The organism is Streptomyces sp. NBC_01463 (assembly GCA_036227345.1).
GTDB lineage: Bacteria > Actinomycetota > Actinomycetes > Streptomycetales > Streptomycetaceae > Streptomyces.
On the sequence record CP109468.1, the window covers coordinates 1,055,465 to 1,073,637 of the forward strand.

17 protein-coding genes are annotated in these 18,173 nt (G+C 73.6%); 13 read left to right on the top strand and 4 right to left on the bottom strand.

Going from position 1 to position 18,173, the window contains the following annotated elements:
* The 5 genes from OG521_04585 (at nt 1) to OG521_04605 (ending at nt 5,426) form a co-directional block, all read left to right on the top strand.
* Nucleotides 1-1,281 (top strand): hypothetical protein, encoded by a 1,281-nt coding sequence (locus OG521_04585; GenBank protein WUW20102.1) that lies wholly within the window; start codon nt 1-3, stop codon nt 1,279-1,281.
* 68 nt (nt 1,282-1,349) lie between these two features.
* Nucleotides 1,350-2,297 carry a glycosyltransferase family 2 protein gene (locus OG521_04590; GenBank protein WUW20103.1) on the top strand — a complete coding sequence of 316 codons (948 nt, stop codon included), beginning with the start codon at nt 1,350-1,352 and terminating at the stop codon, nt 2,295-2,297.
* On the top strand, nt 2,294-3,529 hold the full coding sequence (locus tag OG521_04595) for a polysaccharide pyruvyl transferase family protein (protein WUW20104.1): 1,236 nt from the start codon (nt 2,294-2,296) through the stop codon (nt 3,527-3,529). Before OG521_04590 ends, OG521_04595 begins: the two co-directional genes overlap by 4 nt.
* 11 nt (nt 3,530-3,540) lie before the next feature.
* A complete protein-coding gene (locus OG521_04600; protein ID WUW26571.1) occupies nt 3,541-4,104 on the top strand; it encodes a dTDP-4-dehydrorhamnose 3,5-epimerase in 564 nt (187 codons plus the stop codon).
* Nucleotides 4,101-5,426: a glutamate-1-semialdehyde 2,1-aminomutase gene (locus tag OG521_04605; GenBank protein WUW20105.1), complete on the top strand. Its 1,326-nt coding sequence runs from the start codon at nt 4,101-4,103 to the stop codon at nt 5,424-5,426. The genes OG521_04600 and OG521_04605 overlap by 4 nt, the downstream gene beginning before the upstream one ends.
* A 25-nt stretch (nt 5,427-5,451) precedes the next feature.
* Here the strand turns inward: OG521_04605 and OG521_04610 are convergent, their stop codons facing one another.
* Nucleotides 5,452-6,111, bottom strand: coding sequence for a phosphatase PAP2 family protein (locus OG521_04610; GenBank protein ID WUW20106.1), 660 nt, complete (start codon nt 6,109-6,111; stop codon nt 5,452-5,454).
* 574 nt (nt 6,112-6,685) lie between these two features.
* Between OG521_04610 and OG521_04615 the strand changes: the two genes are divergently transcribed.
* Both OG521_04615 and OG521_04620 read left to right on the top strand, forming a co-directional pair.
* Nucleotides 6,686-7,600, top strand: coding sequence for a diiron oxygenase (locus OG521_04615; protein WUW20107.1), 915 nt, complete (start codon nt 6,686-6,688; stop codon nt 7,598-7,600).
* Between the two features lie 27 nt (nt 7,601-7,627).
* Complete coding sequence (locus tag OG521_04620) at nt 7,628-9,274, top strand: FAD-dependent oxidoreductase (protein WUW20108.1); 1,647 nt, start codon at nt 7,628-7,630, stop codon at nt 9,272-9,274.
* A 68-nt stretch (nt 9,275-9,342) separates the two neighbouring features.
* Here the strand turns inward: OG521_04620 and OG521_04625 are convergent, their stop codons facing one another.
* The gene (locus tag OG521_04625; protein ID WUW20109.1) at nt 9,343-9,867 is read right to left on the bottom strand and encodes a DoxX family membrane protein; all 525 of its coding nucleotides are present in this window, start codon (nt 9,865-9,867) and stop codon (nt 9,343-9,345) included.
* Between the two features lie 237 nt (nt 9,868-10,104).
* Between OG521_04625 and OG521_04630 the strand changes: the two genes are divergently transcribed.
* Nucleotides 10,105-12,120, top strand: coding sequence for an NADPH-dependent 2,4-dienoyl-CoA reductase (locus OG521_04630; GenBank protein ID WUW20110.1), 2,016 nt, complete (start codon nt 10,105-10,107; stop codon nt 12,118-12,120).
* Nucleotides 12,121-12,176: 56 nt separating this feature from the next.
* A complete protein-coding gene (locus tag OG521_04635; protein WUW20111.1) occupies nt 12,177-12,728 on the top strand; it encodes a PadR family transcriptional regulator in 552 nt (183 codons plus the stop codon).
* A gap of 79 nt (nt 12,729-12,807) precedes the next feature.
* Here the strand turns inward: OG521_04635 and OG521_04640 are convergent, their stop codons facing one another.
* Together OG521_04640 and OG521_04645 are read right to left on the bottom strand one after the other, a co-directional pair.
* Entirely contained in the window at nt 12,808-13,764 is a 957-nt protein-coding gene (locus tag OG521_04640) for a hypothetical protein (protein WUW20112.1), read from the bottom strand.
* Complete coding sequence (locus tag OG521_04645) at nt 13,761-14,600, bottom strand: phosphatase PAP2 family protein (protein WUW20113.1); 840 nt, start codon at nt 14,598-14,600, stop codon at nt 13,761-13,763. Before OG521_04645 ends, OG521_04640 begins: the two co-directional genes overlap by 4 nt.
* A 163-nt stretch (nt 14,601-14,763) precedes the next feature.
* Here OG521_04645 and OG521_04650 point away from each other — a divergent pair, with 163 nt between their 5' ends.
* From OG521_04650 to OG521_04665, 4 genes are all read left to right on the top strand, one after another.
* A complete protein-coding gene (locus OG521_04650; GenBank protein WUW20114.1) occupies nt 14,764-15,393 on the top strand; it encodes a TetR/AcrR family transcriptional regulator C-terminal ligand-binding domain-containing protein in 630 nt (209 codons plus the stop codon).
* Nucleotides 15,394-15,674: 281 nt separating this feature from the next.
* Nucleotides 15,675-16,688 (top strand): SPFH domain-containing protein, encoded by a 1,014-nt coding sequence (locus OG521_04655; GenBank protein ID WUW20115.1) that lies wholly within the window; start codon nt 15,675-15,677, stop codon nt 16,686-16,688.
* A complete protein-coding gene (locus OG521_04660) occupies nt 16,685-17,584 on the top strand; it encodes a hypothetical protein (protein WUW20116.1) in 900 nt (299 codons plus the stop codon). The genes OG521_04655 and OG521_04660 overlap by 4 nt, the downstream gene beginning before the upstream one ends.
* Nucleotides 17,585-17,657: 73 nt before the next feature.
* A complete protein-coding gene (locus OG521_04665; protein ID WUW20117.1) occupies nt 17,658-18,161 on the top strand; it encodes an NUDIX domain-containing protein in 504 nt (167 codons plus the stop codon).
* Nucleotides 18,162-18,173 lie beyond the last annotated feature (12 nt).

Genomic DNA, 18,173 nt, shown 5'->3' on the forward strand with positions numbered 1-18,173 from the left:
GTGTCCACCGAGGGGGAGAGCGCGACGGCACCGGCGGCCCCGGCCGGACCCGCCCGGCGGGCCGTCGTCGGCAGGCTCTCCTGGGGGCTGGCCGACCAGGCGGCCTCCAGCCTGTCCAACTTCGCGGTGGGCATCTACGTGGCACGCTCGCTGGGTCCGGCCGCGTTCGGCGTGTTCAGCCTGGCGTGGGTGACGTACGGCGTGGTGCTCAGCGTCTCCCGCGGTCTGGCGACCGATCCGCTCGTGGTGCGCTTCAGCGGCGTGCCGGAAGCGGCCTGGCGGGTGGCGGTGGCCCGGTCGTCGGGGACCGCGCTGGGCGTCGGCGCCGTCCTGGGCACGGTGTGCCTGGTGGTCGGCCCGGTGGTGGGCGGCTCGGTGGGGCGCGCGTTCGCGGGCCTCGGCCTGATGCTGCCGGGACTGCTGCTGCAGGACGCCTGGCGGTACTCGTTCTTCGCCGCCGGTGACGGCCGCAAGGCGTTCGTGAACGACGTCGTGTGGGGTGTGGCGCTCGTCCCGGCCCTGGTGGTGGCGGCCCGGGTGGGCAGCGTGACCGCGTTCGTGCTGGCCTGGGGCGCGTCCGCCGCGGTGGCCGCGGGATACGGCTGCTTCCAGTCGGGCATCCTGCCCCGGCTGACCGGAGCGCGCGCGTGGCTTCGCGACCACCGCGACCTCGGCTACCGGTATCTCGTCGAGAACGTCGGGGTCAGCGGCGCGAGCCAGTTGCGGGCGTACGGTCTCGGCGTGATCGTCGGGGTCAGCGCGGTGGGCGTGATCCGGGGCGCCGAGCTCCTGCTCGGACCGTTCCTCGCCCTGCTGATGGGGCTGTCGCTGGTCACCGTCGCGGAGTCGGCGCGGGTGCTGCGGCAGGCCCCGCACCGCCTGGGCCCGTTCTGTCTCTCGCTGGGCGCCGGGCAGGCCGTCGCCGCACTGCTCTGGGGCGCGGCGCTGCTACTGGTGCCGGACCGGCTCGGCGAGCTCGTTCTCGGTGACGTCTGGAGCGCTTCGTCGGCGCTCATCGTGCCGGTCACGCTCGGTGTCGCGGCCGCCGGCCTCGGCACCGGGGCCGCCGCCGGGCTGCGCGCGCTGGCCGCGGCCCGGCGCAGCCTGCGCTGCCAGCTGTTCGCCTCCGCCTGCTATGTCACGGGCGGGCTCGGCGGGGCGTTGGCGGACGGCACGGTCGGCTCGGCCTGGGGTGTCGCCGCGGCGACCGTCTGCGGCTCGGCCGTGTGGTGGCTGCAACTGCGGTCCGCTCTCCGCGAGCGCCACCGAGGGGGTGGCTGACCGCCCGCGCGCCGAACCGCTTTCCGATCCGCATCCGATCCGCATTCGATCCGCGAAGTGAGGACGTCATGACTGCTCTTCCCCGGCTGAGCATCGGTCTGCCGGTGTACAACGGCGAGGAGTATCTCGCCGAATCGTTCGACGCCCTGCTCGGCCAGACCTACGAGGACTTCGAGCTGATCGTCTCCGACAACGCGTCGACCGACGGGACCGAGGCCATCTGCCGCCGGTACGCCGCACAGGACTCGCGCATCCGGTACCTCCGGCTGCCCCGGAACGTCGGCGCGACCCCGAACCACAACCATGTGTTCGCCGAGTCCCGCGGCGAGTTGTTCAAGTGGGCCTCGCACGACGACCTCTACGCCCGGGACCTGCTGCGGCGCTGCGTCGAGGCGCTGGACGAGCGCCCGGACGTGATCCTCGCGCACTCCGGGCAGGCGGTCATCGACGGTGACGCCCGGGTGAAGGTCCCGTACGACTACGGGCTCGCCACCGATTCGCCGCACGCCCCGGAGCGCTTCCGGAGCCTGCTGTTCGAGCCCGGTGGCGACGACTTCTACGGGGTGCTGCGGGCCGACGTGCTCCGCCGGGTGAAGCCGCTCGACAGCTACCACCACGCGGACCGCACGTTCGTCGCCGAGATCACCCTGCACGGGGCCTTCCACCAGGTGCCGGAGCTGCTGTACTTCCGCCGCGACCACGCCACTCGCGCCGAGCGGGCGAACCCGGGCAAGCGCGCCCGGTGCGTCAACCTGGACCCGCGCCGGTCCGGGCCGCTGCACCCGACGCCCCGGCTGCTCGCCGAGTACGTCTGGGGCTTCGTCGCGGCGATCCGGCGGGCGCCGCTGTCCCCCGCCGACCGGCGCGCGTGCTACCGCCACCTGGCCGCGTGGATGACCAGCCGGGCCCGGCCCGGCGCCGGCGAGCGCGTCGAGGACCGCGCCCCGGTCGCACCGGACCGGCTCACGGTCTCCGTCGACGCCCTGGTCGCCGGCCGCGAGGGAAGGCAGGCATGACGCACTCGTCGGAAGTTCCCTTACGCGTCGGGGTGTTCGGCCTCCTCGGCTCCGGCAACCTCGGCAACGACGCCTCGCTGGAGGCTGTGCTCGGATTTCTCCGCGCCCAGCACCCGGAGGCGGTCGTGGACGCGCTGTGCGGAGGCGCCGAGGCCGTCACCGGCCGGTACGGCATCCCCGCGACGCGGCTGCACTGGTACCGCGGGGAGTACCGGACCGCCTCGCGTGCGGGCAGGATCGCGGCGAAGGGTCTGGGCAAGTTCGTCGACGTCTTCCGCACCGCCGCCTGGGTGCGCCGGCACGACGTGGTGATCGTGCCGGGCATGGGCGTCCTGGAGACCACGCTGCCGCTGCGGCCGTGGGGGTTCCCGTACGCGCTGTTCCTTCTCTGCGCGAGCGGGCGGCTGTTCGGCACCCCGGTCGGGCTCGTCGGTGTCGGTGCCTCGGCGATCGGCGACCGGCCGACCCGGACGCTGATGCGCTGGTCGGCGCGGCTGGCCGCCTACCGGTCCTTCCGGGACGCGCCCTCACGCGACGCGATGCGGGCGATGGGTGTGGACACGGCTCGCGACGAGGTCCACCCGGACCTCGTGTTCGCCCTGCCCGCGCCACCGGCCGGCGCCGCGCCCGCCGGTCCTCCCGGCACGGTCTGTGTCGGTGTCATGGCCTTCCACGGCAGCAACGAGGACCGCGCCAGGGCCGGGGAGATCCACCGGCGCTACCTCGACGGCACGACCCGCTTCGTCCGCGCACTGGCCGAGGACGGCAGGCCCGTCCGGCTGCTCATCGGTGACGCGTGCGACGAACCGGTGGTCGCGGCCATCCTGGCCGCGGTGGACTCGCCGCTGGTCACCGTCGCCGCGGCGGCCTCGCCCGCCGACGTGATGCGGGAGACGGCGGCCGCCGACGCCGTGGTGGCGACCCGGTTCCACAACCTGGTCTGCGCCCTGAAGGCCGGCACGCCGACGCTCGCGCTCAGCTATGCGGCGAAGAGCGACACGCTCATGTCCCGCATGGGGCTCGCCCCGTACTGCCACCCGGCCCGGGAGGTCGACGCCGAACGGCTGCTCACGCAGTTCCGGGAGCTGGAGCGGCGCTCCCCCGAGCTGCGGCGGATCCTCGCCGAGCGGAACCTCGCCATGACCCGGCTCCTCGACCAGCAGTTCACCACCCTGACGACGGCCCTGTTCCCGGCCGACGGCCGCGCCCACTCCCTCCAGGAGACCTCATGACCGCACCCGGAATGAAGGCGACTCCGGTACCGGAGATCGCCGGCGCCTATCTGTTCGAGCCGACGCCGCACACCGACGAGCGCGGCTTCTTCTGCCGCACCTTCGACGCCGACGTGGTCCGCTCGGTGGGACTGGACCCGCACGCCTTCGTCCAGGACAGCCTGTCCCGCTCGGTGCGGGGCGTGGTGCGCGGACTGCACCTGCGTTCCGGTGCGGGCGAGGCGAAGCTGGTGCGGTGTTCGTACGGGCGGATCTTCGACGTGGTCGTGGACCTGCGGGCGGACTCGCCGACGTACCTGGGCCGGGGCTACTTCGAGCTGTCCGACGCGGCGCAGACGACCCTGTACGTTCCGGCGGGGTGCGCGCACGGCTTCCAGGCGCTGACCGGGACCGCCGACGTCTCGTACCGGATCGACCGCCCGCACGATCCGGCCCAGGACGTGACGATCGCCTTCGACGATCCGGAGCTCGCCGTCGACTGGCCGCTGCCGGCCGGCTCGACATCCCGGCGCGACCGGGAGGCACCGGGCCTCACCGAAGTACTGAAGCACCTAGGGGAGGTGAACTCCGCGTGACCACCGAGGAGTTCCGGTTCCGCCGGTCGCGGATCGCGAACGAGCGGCTGCACGCCATGATCCCCGGGGGCGCGCACACGTATGCCAAGGGGGACGACCAGTACCCCGAGAACCTGGCGCCGGTCATCAGCCACGGCCGCGGCGCCCATGTGTGGGACGTCGACGGCAACCGCTATGTGGAGTACGGCTCGGGCCTGCGCTCCGTCAGCCTGGGCCACGCCCACCCCCGCGTCATCGAGGCGGTACGGCGGGAAATCGACCGCGGCAGCAACTTCGTCCGGCCGTCCATCGTGGAGGCCGAGGCCGCGGAACGCTTCCTGGCCACGGTCCCGACCGCGGAGATGGTGAAGTTCGCGAAGAACGGCTCCGACGCCACCACCGCCGCCGTACGCCTCGCCCGCGCCGCCACCGGGCGGCCGCGGGTGGCCGTCTGCGCCGACCATCCGTTCTTCTCCGTCGACGACTGGTTCATCGGCACGACGCCGATGTCCGCCGGTGTTCCGGCGGCGACCAACGAGCTCACCGTGGCGTTCCCCTACGGGGACCTGGCCGCCACCGAGGAGCTGCTCACCCGGTACGGGAACGAGGTCGCCTGCCTGATCCTGGAACCCGCCACCCACGCCGATCCCCCGCCCGGCTATCTCGCGGGCCTGCGCGAACTGGCCGACCGGCACGGCTGCGTACTGGTCTTCGACGAGATGATCACCGGCCTGCGCTGGTCCGAGGCGGGCGCCCAGGGCCTGTACGGCGTCGTCCCCGACCTCTCCACCTTCGGCAAGGCGCTGGGCAACGGATTCGCCGTCTCCGCCCTGGCCGGGCGGCGTGCGCTGATGGAGCTGGGCGGGCTGCGCCACTCCGGCGAGCGGGTCTTCCTGCTGTCCACGACACACGGTGCCGAGACGCACTCCCTGGCGGCCGCGACGGCCGTGCTCACCACCTACACCGAGGAGGGCATCACCGCGCGGCTGCACAGCCTCGGTGAGCGGTTGGCCGCGGGTGTCCGTGACGCCGCGGCCACCATGGGCGTGGGGGACCACGTCGTCGTCCGGGGCCGGGCCAGCAACCTGGTCTTCGCCACGCTCGACGCGAACGGTCAGCCGTCGCAGGAGTACCGCACCCTGTTTCTGCGCCAGCTCATCGAAGGCGGGGTGCTGGCGCCGTCGTTCGTGGTGAGCAGCGCGCTCACCGACGCCGACATCGAGCGAACCGTCGATGTGGTGGCCCAGGCCTGCGCGGTGTACCGCAAGGCGCTCGACGCCGACGACCCCGTTCCGTGGCTGGACGGGCGACCGGTGAAACCCGTGTTCCGTCGCTTGGCCTGAGGTGACGCCCTGACGTGACGTGACGTCAGCGGGACTTCTTCCGGAGGGAGTCGGCCGTGCGGTCGGTCAGCCACGCGGCCGCCGGCACGACGGCCAGTGCGGTGCCGCAGCCGCCGAGGGCGTCGGTCGGGTAGTGCGAGCCCAGGGCGACCTCCGCCCAGCCCATGGCGGCGCCGGCCGCGAGCCCCGCGCCGAGCACGATCAGGGTGCCGGCCGTCCTGCCCGCACCGGGCCGGCCGACCACGATCAGTGCCGACACGAGGGCAAGCGCGGTGAGGAAGGAGGTGTGGCCGCTCGGGTAGGCCAGGTTGCCGCCGTGGATGGTGCGTCCCACCAGGGGCTTGAGTAGCCTCGTCGTCACCACGGCGAGGCCGGGACCGGCCGCGACGAGCACCGCCGCACGAGGGCGGTGCGACAGCAGGAGGCCGGTCATGACGGCGGCGAGCAGGAGCACCGCTCCCACCGGCTCGCCCAGGAGGTCGATGGCGTCGGCGACATGGCGCCACGGCGGTCGCACACCGTCGACGACGGCCAGGATCCGCGCGTCCGCCGGTCCTGGTCCGCTGTCGCCCGCGTACAGGCAGCCGAGCACGACGACCGTCACCGCGGCGAGGACGGAGACGGCACCGAGCCCCGCACGCAGTCCCGGGGGCAGCAGCACGCGCCCCGGACCGCCGCCGGTCATCCGCCCACCGCGTGCGCCCGGCGTGGACGAACCCGCGCGCTCCCGTCGGCCGTACGCCAGATGTGATGCACTGTCCCCCGCCCCCCGTCAGGGCCAAGTCGCCCCCGGTGCAACGATATCCGGACCCCGCCCGGGGCGGCCGCCGCCCCGGGGACCCAGGGCGCCCGCCTCAGCTCACCGCCACCGGAACCGCCGCGGTGACCCGAACGAACACGCTTCCCGCCGCCGGGACGAACACCCTGGCGTGGCGCGGCATGAAGGAGGGCGTACGCGCGGTCGCGGACTCCGGATCACGGGCGCTGCACTACCCATGTCTCCCGGCGGGAACACCCGGACAAGGGCTCTTCGTGCGGACGAGGCCGGGCTCGCGGTGGAGAGATCGTGCGTATTTCCTACGCGGGGGTAGGCCTGCGCACCCCTCTTGCTATACCTTCCGTCTAACAGCTTGCTAGACGTGGCGTCTAACAAGCGAGGGCGGCGCCCGGCGGCCGTCGATCTCACCGGGCAGGCCCGGTGCGAGCGAAGTGACCGGGCGGCCGTCGGGGCGAACTGTCTCGATTCAAGGAGCAGCAGCATGGCAAGCAGCACCGTTCCGCCGAAGAATCAGGACCGGCCGGCCGAGCAGGAAGTCGCCCGGCGCCTGCTCGACTCGGCCGCGAAGCTGTCGTACGACCCGGCCACCGAGGTGGACTGGGACACTCCGCTGGACACCGGCCACCACGGCGCCAGCCCGGAGTGGAGCACGCTCTACAACACCGCGTACTGGCAGGAGTTGACGGAGGATCAGCGGATGGCGCTGACGCGCCAGGAAGCCGCGTCCGTCGCCAGCACCGGCATCTGGTTCGAGATGATCCTCCAGCAGATGATCCTGCGCGACATGTACGCCAAGGACCCGACCGACCCGCGGTTCCAGTGGGCGCTCACCGAGGTCGCCGACGAGTGCCGGCACTCCATCATGTTCGCCCGCGGCGCCGCGAAACTGGGTGCCCCGGCCTACCGGCCGCACCGGATGGTGATCGAGCTGGGCCGCGCCTTCAAGACACTCGCCTTCGGCGAGGCCGCCTACGCGGCGATCCTCGTCGCGGAGGAGGTGCTCGACGTGATGCAGCGGGACTGGATGCGGGACGAGCGGGTCGCGCCCTTCGTCCGGACGATCAACAACATCCATGTGGTGGAGGAGTCGCGGCACATGAAGTTCGCCCGCGACGAGACCCGCAAGCACCTGCGCACCGCCGGCCCGCTGCGCCGGCAGATCAACTCGCTGGTGGTCGCCATCGCCTCGTACTACATCGTCACCAGCATGGTGAACCGGGACGTCTACGCGAACGCGGGGCTCGACAGCGACCGCGCACGCGCCGAGGCCCGGACCAACGAGCACCACAAGTCCCTGATGCGGGCCAGCTGTTCGGGCCTGATGGAGTTCCTGGCCTCGGCCCGGCTCCTGACCCGTCCGGCCCTGTTCTTCTACAAGCGCGCCAACCTGATCTGATCCGAGCCGAGAGCCCGAGCTGACGCGATGACCTACGCCATCACCCAGACCTGCTGCAGCGACGCCACCTGTGTCGCCGTGTGCCCCGTCAACTGCATCCACCCGACGCCGGAGGAACAGGCCTTCGGCAGTACGGAGATGCTCTACGTCGACCCGGCGACCTGCATCGACTGCGGGGCCTGCGCGGACGCCTGCCCGGTCGACGCGGTCGTCCCGGTGGACAGCCTGTCCGCGGCGCAGAAGGAGTACGCCGGCATCAACGCGGCGTACTACGCGGACCGCGCACCGGAGCCGGTGGCCGGACCGGTCTTCCACGCCTGGGGCGCACCCTCGTACCCGCGCAGCCTGCCGCACGACTTCGCACCGATCCGGGTCGCGGTGGTCGGCACCGGCCCCGCCGGGATGTACGCGGCCGAGGACCTGCTGCTGCACACCAACGCGGAGGTGACGCTGGTCGACCGGCTGCCGGTGGCGGGCGGCCTCGTCCGGTACGGCGTGGCGCCCGACCATCCCGCGACGAAGGGGGCGGGCGAGGTCTTCGCGCGGTTCCACGCCCACCCCCGGGTGCGGATGCACCTCGGCGTCGAGGTGGGCAAGGACGTCACCGCCGAGGAACTCGCCGCCCATCACGACGCGGTGATCTACGCGGTCGGCGCGTCCGCCGACCGCCGGCTCGGCATCCCGGGCGAGGATCTGCCCGGCAGCATCCCGGCCACCTCGTTCGTGTCCTGGTACAACGCCCATCCGGAAGTCCCGCCGGAGGCCGTCGGCCTGTCCGCGGAGCGGGTGGTCGTCACCGGCAACGGCAACGTCGCGCTGGACGTGGCCCGCATCCTCGTCACGGACCCCGCCGCGCTCGCGGGTACCGACATCGCCGGCCACGCGCTCGCGGCCCTGCGGGAGTCCGGGGTGCGCGAGGTCGTCCTGCTCGGGCGGCGCGGCCCCGAGGACACGGCCTGCACCGCATCCGAACTGCTCGCCCTCACCCATCTGCCGGGCGTGGAGCTGATGGTCGACGACCAGGACCCGCGGACCGGTGCGGCGATCGACGGCGCGGCACCGGGCAGCGCGGCCGCGCTGCTGCGCGGGCTGCCGCGGGTGACGGCCGACTGGTCGCAGCCGCCTCCGGCGGGGCGGCGCATCGTGTTCCGTTTCCACTCCTCGCCGGTGGAGGTGCTCGGCCGGGACGGCGTCGAGGCGGTGCGGGTGACGGGCGCGGCGGGAGAGGAGGAGATCCCCGCGGGGCTGTTCCTGCGGGCGATCGGCTACCGGGGCCGGCCCGTTCCCGGGCTGCCGTTCGACGAGACGGCCGGCACCGTGCCGCACGAGGGCGGCCGGGTGACGGGCATGCCCGGCACCTATGTCGTCGGCTGGATCAAGCGCGGCCCGTCGGGCGGCATCGGGGCCAACCGCACCTGCGCCGCCGAGACGGTCGGCACCCTGCTGGCGGACGCCGTCGCGGGTGCGCTGCCCTCCCCCGCGTACCCGGCGAAGGCGTTCGGGCGGCTCGCGCGCCGCCGGGTCCGTCAGGTCGTCGACGCCCGTGGCCTCGCCGCCATCGACCGCGCCGAGCGGTCCCGGGGCGCCGAACACGGGCGCCCGCGGGTCAAGTTCGACACGCTCCCCGCACTGGTCGCGGCGGCACGGACCCACCGGCTGCGCTCGCCGCGCTGAACCGGACGCCGGAGGATGACTGAGCCGGGGCCCGGCTCAGTCATCCTCCGGCTCAGTCCTTCTCCGGGTCACTCCTCTTCCGGCTGCGCGCTCTGCCCCTTGGCGCGCTTGCCGACGACGGCGGCCGCCGCCGCGGCACTGCCCACGAAGGCCAGGGCGACCATCCAGGGCTGGTCGAACGCGTGCCGGGTGGCGTGGTCGACGGAGTAGCGGCCGGGTCCGGTCAGCCCGATCGCGGCAGCGGTGAATCCGAGGAAGGCCGGGTACTCGTAGCCACCGCCCTGTGCGAAGAATCCCGCGGGGGCGTGGACGGCGACGGCTCCCGCCATGGCGCCCGCCGCGGCCGCTCCGGCCGCCGGGGTGGCCAGGCCCAGCGCCAGCAGGACGCCGCCGCCCGCCTCACCCAGACCGGCCGCGACGGCGCTGTGCCTGGGCGGATGGAAGCCCATGGCCTCCATCCCGGCCGTGGTGCCCTCGATGCCTCCCCCGCCGAACCAGCCGAGGAGTTTCTGGCTGCCGTGCGCGGCGAGCACCGCGCCGGTGCCGGCGCGCAGGAGAAGCAGACCGAGGTCGCGACGGTTGACGCTGCCCATGGGGGTCTCCGGGAGGGTTCGGGGGCCCGGCCGGACGGAAAGGGGCCCCGGGTGCGGTACGGCTCCACTCTCCGCGCCTCCGGGCCCGGGCGGGTCGCGTTGTTACGCCGTTCGGGGGATGTCCGGACGGCGCGTGACCCGTGACACAGTGCGACGAACGCCATTGTGCAACTTGTTGCACAATGGCGTTTCGGTGGTCTAGAACTGGCGTAACGACACTGCGCGAGGAGCCGCCGCATGAGCCCGTACCCGCATCTGCTGAGCCCGCTCGACCTCGGGTTCACCACCCTCCCGAACCGGGTCCTGATGGGGTCGATGCACATCGGCCTGGAAGAGGTCGAGAACGGCTTCGAGCGGATGGCCGCGTTCTACGCCGCCCGGGCCCGCGGCGGCGTCGGCCTCATGGTCACCGGCGGCATCGCGCCGAACGACGCCGGCTGCACCTTCCCCGGCGGCGCCAAGATGACCACCGAGGCGGAGGCCGCGCAGCACGCCCGGGTGACCTCGGCGGTGCACGAGGCGGGCGGCCGGATCGCGATGCAGATCCTGCACTTCGGCCGGTACGCGCACCACCCCGGCCTGGTGGCGCCGAGCGCGATCCAGGCGCCGATCAGCGGATTCGTCCCGCACGCCCTGACCGACGACGAGATCGAGGCGACGATCGAGGACTTCGTCACGGCGGCCGCGCTCGCGCGGAGCGCGGGCTACGACGGCGTCGAGATCATGGGCTCCGAGGGCTACCTGATCAACGAGTTCATCGCCTCCGCGACCAACCGTCGCGAGGACCGCTGGGGCGGCTCGTACGAGAACCGCATCCGCTTCCCCGTCGAGATCGTGCGCCGGGTCCGTGAGCGGGTCGGCACCGACTTCATCCTGATCTACCGCCTCTCGATGCTGGACCTGGTGCCCGGCGGGTCCACGCTGGACGAGGTCGTGCGGCTCGCCCGGGAGATCGAGGCGGCCGGGGCGACGATCATCAACACGGGCATCGGCTGGCACGAGGCCCGTATCCCCACCATCGCGACGTCGGTGCCGCGCGGCGCCTTCACCTGGGTCACCGAGAAGGTGCGCGGCGCCGTCTCCGTACCGCTGGTGACGAGCAACCGCATCAACACCCCCGAGGTCGCCGAGGACATCCTGGCGGCGGGCCGCGCGGACATGGTCTCGATGGCCCGGCCGTTCCTCGCCGACCCGGACTTCGTCGCGAAGGCGCGCGAGGGCCGCGCGGACGCGATCAACACCTGCATCGGCTGCAACCAGGCCTGCCTGGACCACATCTTCAGCGGCAAGGTCACCTCCTGCCTGGTCAACCCCCGGGCCTGCCACGAGACGGAACTCGTCCTGTCGCCGACGCGCACCCGTAAGAGGGTCGCGGTCGTCGGGGCCGGTCCGGCCGGGCTCGCCTGCGCCGTGACGGCCGCCGAGCGCGGGCACGCGGTCACGCTCTTCGACGCGGCGGACGAGATCGGCGGCCAGCTCAACGTGGCGCGCCGGGTGCCGGGCAAGGAGGAGTTCAACGAGACGCTGCGCTACTTCCGCACCCGGCTGGCGGAGGAGAAGGTCGAGCTGCGGCTCGGCACGGCGGTCGGCGCCGACGGGCTCGACGGCTTCGACGAGGTCGTCCTGGCGACCGGGGTCACCCCGCGCACGCCGGCGATCCCGGGCGTCGACCACCCCAGCGTCGTCAGCTACCTGGACGTGCTGCGGCACGGGGCGCCGGTGGGAGACCGGGTGGCCCTCGTCGGGGCGGGCGGGATCGGCTTCGACGTGGCCGAGTTCCTGACCGACGGCGGGGACGCGGCGAGTCTGGACCCCGAGGCGTTCTTCCGGCAGTGGGGCGTCGACACCGAGTACCGCGAGCGGGGCGGACTGGGCACCGCCGAGCGCCCGAAGGCGTCGCGCACCGTCCACCTGCTCCAGCGCAAGGCGAGCAAGGTCGGCGCGGGCCTCGGCAAGACGACGGGCTGGATCCACCGCACCGAACTCCGCCACCGCGGCGTCACGATGGTCTCCGGAGTCGGCTACGACCGGATCGACGACGAGGGACTGCACGTCACGGTCGACGGCGAGCAGCAGCTGCTGCCGGTCGACACGATCGTGCTCTGCGCCGGCCAGGAGCCCCGCCGGGACCTGTACGAGGAACTGCTCGCCGCGGGCCGTCCGGCGCACCTGATCGGCGGCGCCGACGTCGCGGCCGAACTGGACGCCAAGCGGGCGATCCGCCAGGGCACGGAACTCGCCGCCTCGCTCTGACCACGGCCCGGCGGGCGGACCGTCCGGTCCGCCCGCCGTTTCCTAGGATGCTCCCCATGTCACTCCCGCACGCGATCCTCACCGCCCTGCTCGAGAAGCCTTCGTCGGGGCTGGAGCTGACCCGCAGGTTCGACCGCTCGATCGGCTACTTCTGGTCGGCCACGCATCAGCAGATCTACCGCGAGCTGGGCAAGCTGGAGCAGGCCGGACAGATCAGGGCCCTGGAGCCCGCGCAGCCGGCCCGGGGACAGAAGAAGGAGTACGAGGTGCTCCCCGCCGGCCGCGAGGCGCTGTCCGCGTGGGTGGCCCGCCCGGAGGACCCCAGGCAGGTCCGCGATCCGCTGCTGTTGCGGATGCGGGCGGCGGCGGTCGTCGGGGCGCCCGGGCTGGACGCGGAGCTGCGGCGCCATCTGGGGCTGCACCGGAGTCAGCTCGCGGAGTACCTGGAGATCGAGGAGCGGGACTTCCCGCCCGGGCGCGAGACGGCGGAGGACCGGCTGCGGCATCTGGTGCTGCGCGGTGGCATCGATCTGGAGAACTTCTGGATCGGCTGGCTGACCCGCGCGCTGGACGAGGACCCGGAGACCGTGGCGTCGCACGCCGGGTGAGGACGATCCGCCGTCGGCACGGTCCGGGCGGCGGCCCTCCGCACCCGCCGCCGCGGAACCGCCGTGCCGGGGGCAGTCGTTACGGGCGCCCGGCCCTGATCCGGCGCAGGTGTCCGTGGTCCGGGCGGAACGCGGCGCGCGGGCTCTTGATGACCACCCTCGACGGGGTGACCGGGGCGGGTCCGGCAGCGGCCGCGGCGGCGGGCGTGGTCTGCGCCTGGGCGCGGCTGAGCAGGATCACTCCGCGTACGGCCGCCGCCGAGCCCAGCAGGGCCGGGAGCAGGCTGATCGTGCCGCCCTGGAGCCGCTCCCCCAGCAGGGCCAGGCCGATGGCCGCCGCGGCGACCGGGTTGGCCAGGGTGACGACGGCGAGCGGTGCGCCGAGGCCGCCCCGGTAGGCGGTCTGGGAGAGCAGCAGCCCGCCCATCGCGAAGGCCGACACGAGCACCGCGACGGTGACCAGACGCCAGCTGAACAGCGGACCCGTGGTGTGGTCGGTGACGGCGACGGTCAGTGTCTGGGTGAGTGCGGAGGCGACGCCCGATGTGATGCCGGAGGCCGCCGCGTGCCGCAGTCCGGGGCGTGCGCCCGGGCGGCTGAGACCTGCGACCACGGCCATGGTCCCGGCGCCGACGGCCAGTGCCTCGGCCAGGCTCAGCGTCTCGTGCGGGGCGGAGCCGCCCGCGGTCATCAGCAGGGCGCCCAGACCCAGCAGGGTCAGGAGCGTGCCGCGCCACTCGGTCGTGGAGACCTTCCGGCCTGCGGCCCGTGCGCCCAGCGGCACGGCGGCGACCAGCGTGAGCGCGCCGAGCGGCTGGACGAGGGTCAGCGGGCCGTACTTCAGCGCGGCGACGTGCAGCAGCGCGCCGCCCGCGTTGAGCCCGACGGACGACCACCACGCGCCGCTGGCGAGCAGCCGGAGTGCCCCGGTGCCCGGTGCGGTGCGTCCGGCGAGGCGTGCCTGCGCCACCGCGGCCGACGCGTAGGCGGCGGCGGAGACGAGGGACAGCGCGACTGCGACCAGAGTGGCGTTCATCGCCCGGTCCCGGACGATGCGTAGGAACGGGACGCAGCGCGTGGGGCGGCTACGGCGTGGGCCGGCACACCGGCCGTGGACGGCCACGGCAGATGCGCCCTGACCGGCTCCGCGCGCGGCAGCCGCAGCGCGGCGAACGCGACGGAGAGCAGGGCGGCCACCACGATCGAGTCGAGCCAGTAGTGGTTGGCGGTGCCGACTATGACGAGCAGGGTGACCGCCGGGTGCAGCAGCCACAGCCAGCGCCACCGCGAGCGGGTGGCGACGACCAGGCCGACGCCGACCATGACCGCCCAGCCGAAGTGCAGCGAGGGCATGGCCGCGAACTGGTTCGCCATCGAATCGGTGGCGGGCGTCGACCCGTACACCGTCGGTCCGTAGACCTGGCCGGTGTCGACCAGTCCGGTGGCGGCGAGCAGCCGCGGCGGGGCGAGCGGGAAGAGCAGGTGCAGGGCCAGTGCGGCGCCGGTGAGCACGGCGAGGATGCGGCGCGACCAGACGTAGTGGCGCGGGCGGCGCCAGTACAGCCAGCCGAGGAAGAGCAGGGTGGCCGGGAAGTGCACGGTGGCGTAGTACGTGTTCGCCACGTGGATCAGGGTCTCGTCGTGGAGCAGCAGGCCCTGCACGGCGCCTTCGCCCGGCAGGTGCACGGCGCGTTCGAGATCCCACACGCGCCCGGCGTTGTGGTACGCCTCGTCGACGTGACCGTTGGCCGCCTGGCGGCCGAACTTGTAGATCACGAAGAGTCCTACGACGAGAAGAAGCTCGCGGACGAGGGGCGGTCGGGCAGAAGTGTCCGGCTCCCGATCGGCGGGCTTGCTACCGGCGAACATCACCCGGTGCCCCTTTGCTGACGATGCGGTGTTTCGGCGGCAGGGAACGGGTCCGTGCCGTATCGATACGCCAGTGTACCGATACGGAGGCGTATCGGAACACTCGCGTATCGGTACACTGGCGTATCGATGGACCTCGTCGCAGAGTCGCAGAGAGGGAAAGCGCATGCCGTCGCTCGAACCGGAGCCGGAGCAGGCCACCGCGTCGCGCCGCTCGAAGATCACGCCGGAGCGGGCCCAGGAGCTCTACACGGCCGTGCTCGACATGCTGCGGGAGGGCGGCTACGAGTCGCTCACCATGGAGGGCGTCGCCCACCGGTCCCGCTGCGGCAAGTCCACGCTCTACCGCCAGTGGGGCTCGAAGCCCGAACTGGTCGTCGCGGCACTGCACGGCACCAGGCGCGGCCTGCTGGCCCGGATCGACACGGGCACCCTGGCCGGGGACCTGCGCGAGGCGGCCCGGGCCATAGGCCTGGGCTCGGGGCGTGACACGCCCCTGATGCTGGCCCTGAGCCATGCCGCCCTTCAGAGCCCGGAGCTGCTGTGCGCGCTGCGCGAGTCGCTGATCCTGCCGGAACTGGCGGCCATCGACGCCATGGTGGCGCGCGGCGTGGAGCGCGGCGAGGTGGCCGCGGACAACCCGGCCACGGAGTTCGTCTCCACGCAGTTGCTGGGCGTGATGCGCGCCCGCCCGCTGCTGGAGTGCGCCTACGCGAATGAGACCTTTCTCATTCGCTTCGTGGAGGGCGCGGTCTTTCCCGCACTCGGCCTGGACGCCCACGCGCCCGGGTCCTGACAGACGTGGGCCGTCGTCCCAGCGGATGACGACGGTCCGCCCGCGCCGCACCGTGGGGACGGGGGCGGCGCACCACCGGCCGGCCGGTGACTTCTGCGGAAGTCGCCGGCCGGCCGTGTTTCCCGCCGGACCGCCGAACCGCCGAACCGCCGAACCGCCGGACCGCCTCGCCGCCGGCGGGGCGGCGAGGCCGCACCGCCGCAGACACCTCTTCTCGTCCCCTTGACGATATGCGGCCGTCCCGCTTATCGTCTCCATGACGAGAACGAGGGGGTCCCATCATGGCCGACATCACCCGCCGCTTCGGCTGGCGTCATCTGCGCTCCGCGCCCACGGCCCACATCCGCCACCACAAGCGCGGCCTGCTCGCCCACGACGGCGCGGGGCTCAGCTTCTGGTACCGGTCGCTCAGCGCCGCGCTCTCCGAGGTACCGGTCAACGACCGCGAACTGGCCATGGCGTTCCACGCGCGCACGGCCGACTTCCAGGACGTCACCGTGCAGGCCACCGTGACGTACCGGATCAGCGATCCGGCCGAGGCCGCGGCGCGCCTCGACTTCTCCGTCGACCCCGACACCGGCGCCTGGCGCGGCGCGCCGCTGGAGCAGATCGCGACGCTGCTCACCGAGACGGCGCAGCAGCACACCCTCGACGTGCTGGCCCGCACCCCGCTGGCCGGTGCGCTGGTGGACGGTGTCGCCGCGGTGCGCGAGCGGGTGGCCGCCGGACTGGCCGGTGAGCCCCGGCTGCCCGCGACCGGCATCGACGTGGTGGCGGTGCGCGTCGTCGCCATCCGCCCGGAGGCCGAGGTGGAACGGGCCCTGCGCACCCCGGCCCGCGAGCAGATCCAGCAGGAGGCCGACCGGGCCACCTACGAACGCCGGGCGGTGGCCGTCGAGCGGGAGCGGACGATCGCCGAGAACGAGCTGGCCAGCCAGATCGAACTGGCCCGGCGCGAGGAGCAGCTGGTCGAGCAGCGCGGCACCAACACCCGCCGCGAGGCCGAGGAGAACGCGGCGGCCGACGGTGTACGCGCGGAGGCGGAGGCGGCGCGCAAGGTGCGCCTGGCCCGCGCCGAGGCCGAAGCGGCGCGTGAGGTCGGCGCGGCCCGTGCCGAGTCCCAGGCGGCCTGGCTGCGGGTGCACGGCGAGGTCGAGGCCGCGACGCTGCACGCGCTGGCCGCCACCCGGCTCGCCGAGAACCTGCCGCGCATCGACAGCCTGACCCTCTCCCCCGACGTCCTGACCGGCCTGCTGACCAAGCTGGGCAGGCCCGCCCCGGAGACCCGGGCGTGAGCCTGGCGCCGCGGGCGGTGCTGGTCCACCGCACGACCGAGTACGAGGAGCTGCTGGCCCGGCACGGGACGCACGGCCAGGCGGCGTTCATCCTCTCCAGCCGGGGCCGGTCCATCGACGAGGTGGCCCGGCGGCACGAAAGGACCCGGCAGGCGCTGGCCGACGTGGCGGCGGCGGTGCCGCTCCAGTGGCGCCGGTCCCGGGTGGAGCGGGCTGATCTGGACCGCTTCCTGTTCGCGCCGGAGGACGTGGTGGTCGTCGTCGGCCAGGACGGGCTGGTCGCCAACGCCGCCAAGTACCTCTCCGGCCAGCCGGTGGTGGGCATCGACACCGATCCCGGCCGCAATCCGGGCGTCCTGGTCCGCCACCGCCCGGCCGACGCACCCGCGCTGCTGCGGGCGGCGGTCACCCCGGGCGGCCGGGCGGACGAACTCACCATGGTGGAGGCGGTGGCCGACGACACCCAGCGGCTGCTGGCCCTCAACGAGATCTACCTGGGCCCGTCCGGGCACCAGACGGCTCGCTACCGGCTCGGCCCGGACGGGGTGGACTCCCCCGCCGAACCGCAGGCCTCCTCCGGTGTGCTGGTCGGCACGGGCACCGGTGCCACCGGGTGGCTGCGCTCCCTGTGGCAGGAGCGCCGCAGCCCGCTCACCCTGCCGGGACCGACCGATCCGCGGCTGCTCTGGTTCGTCCGGGAGGCCTGGCCGTCCCCGGCCACGGGCACCTCGCTCGTCTCGGGCGAGCTCGGCCGCGAACAGGGTCTGCGGCTGACCGTCGAGTCCGACCGGGTGGTGGTCTTCGGCGACGGCATGGAGGCGGACGCGCTGGAGCTGACCTGGGGGCAGACCGTGCGGCTCGGCATCTCGGCCACCTCGCTGCGGCTGGCCGTCTGACCACCGCCGGGGCCGGCCCGCCCGCCCGTAGGCTCGGTGGCACGTACCCGTCACCGGCCTCGTGAGGAACACCATGGACAGCGACGCGACTTCGCGGATCCCCGCCCGCAACTCCCGCCCGCCCCTGGCCCAGGCGGCGCTGGGTGTCGGCGTGCTCGTGCTCGACGGGCAGGGCCGCGTCCTGCTCGGCCGGCATCACAGCGGCACCTGGGAGCTGCCCGGCGGCAAGGTCGATCCGACGCACGAGTCGATCGCGGCGGCGGCGGTGCGGGAACTCCGCGAGGAGACGGGCCTGGAGGCCGAGGAGCACGAGGTGCGCGTCTTCGCGATGCTCCACGACGCGGTCCACGGGATCAACCGGGTCACGATGGCCGCGCTGGTGACAGCCGGGGACGGCGCCGCACAGGTGACCGAGCCCCACCTCATCAGCACCTGGCGGTGGACCCGGCCCGAGGACCTGCCGAAGGCGCTCTTCGACCCCTCCGCACAGATCCTCGCGGCCTGGCGCCCGGACCTCGGCATCGCGCATCCGCCCGTGCACCGGCTGGACATCGTGACCGAGGGCACGCAGGCGTAGACCTACACCCAT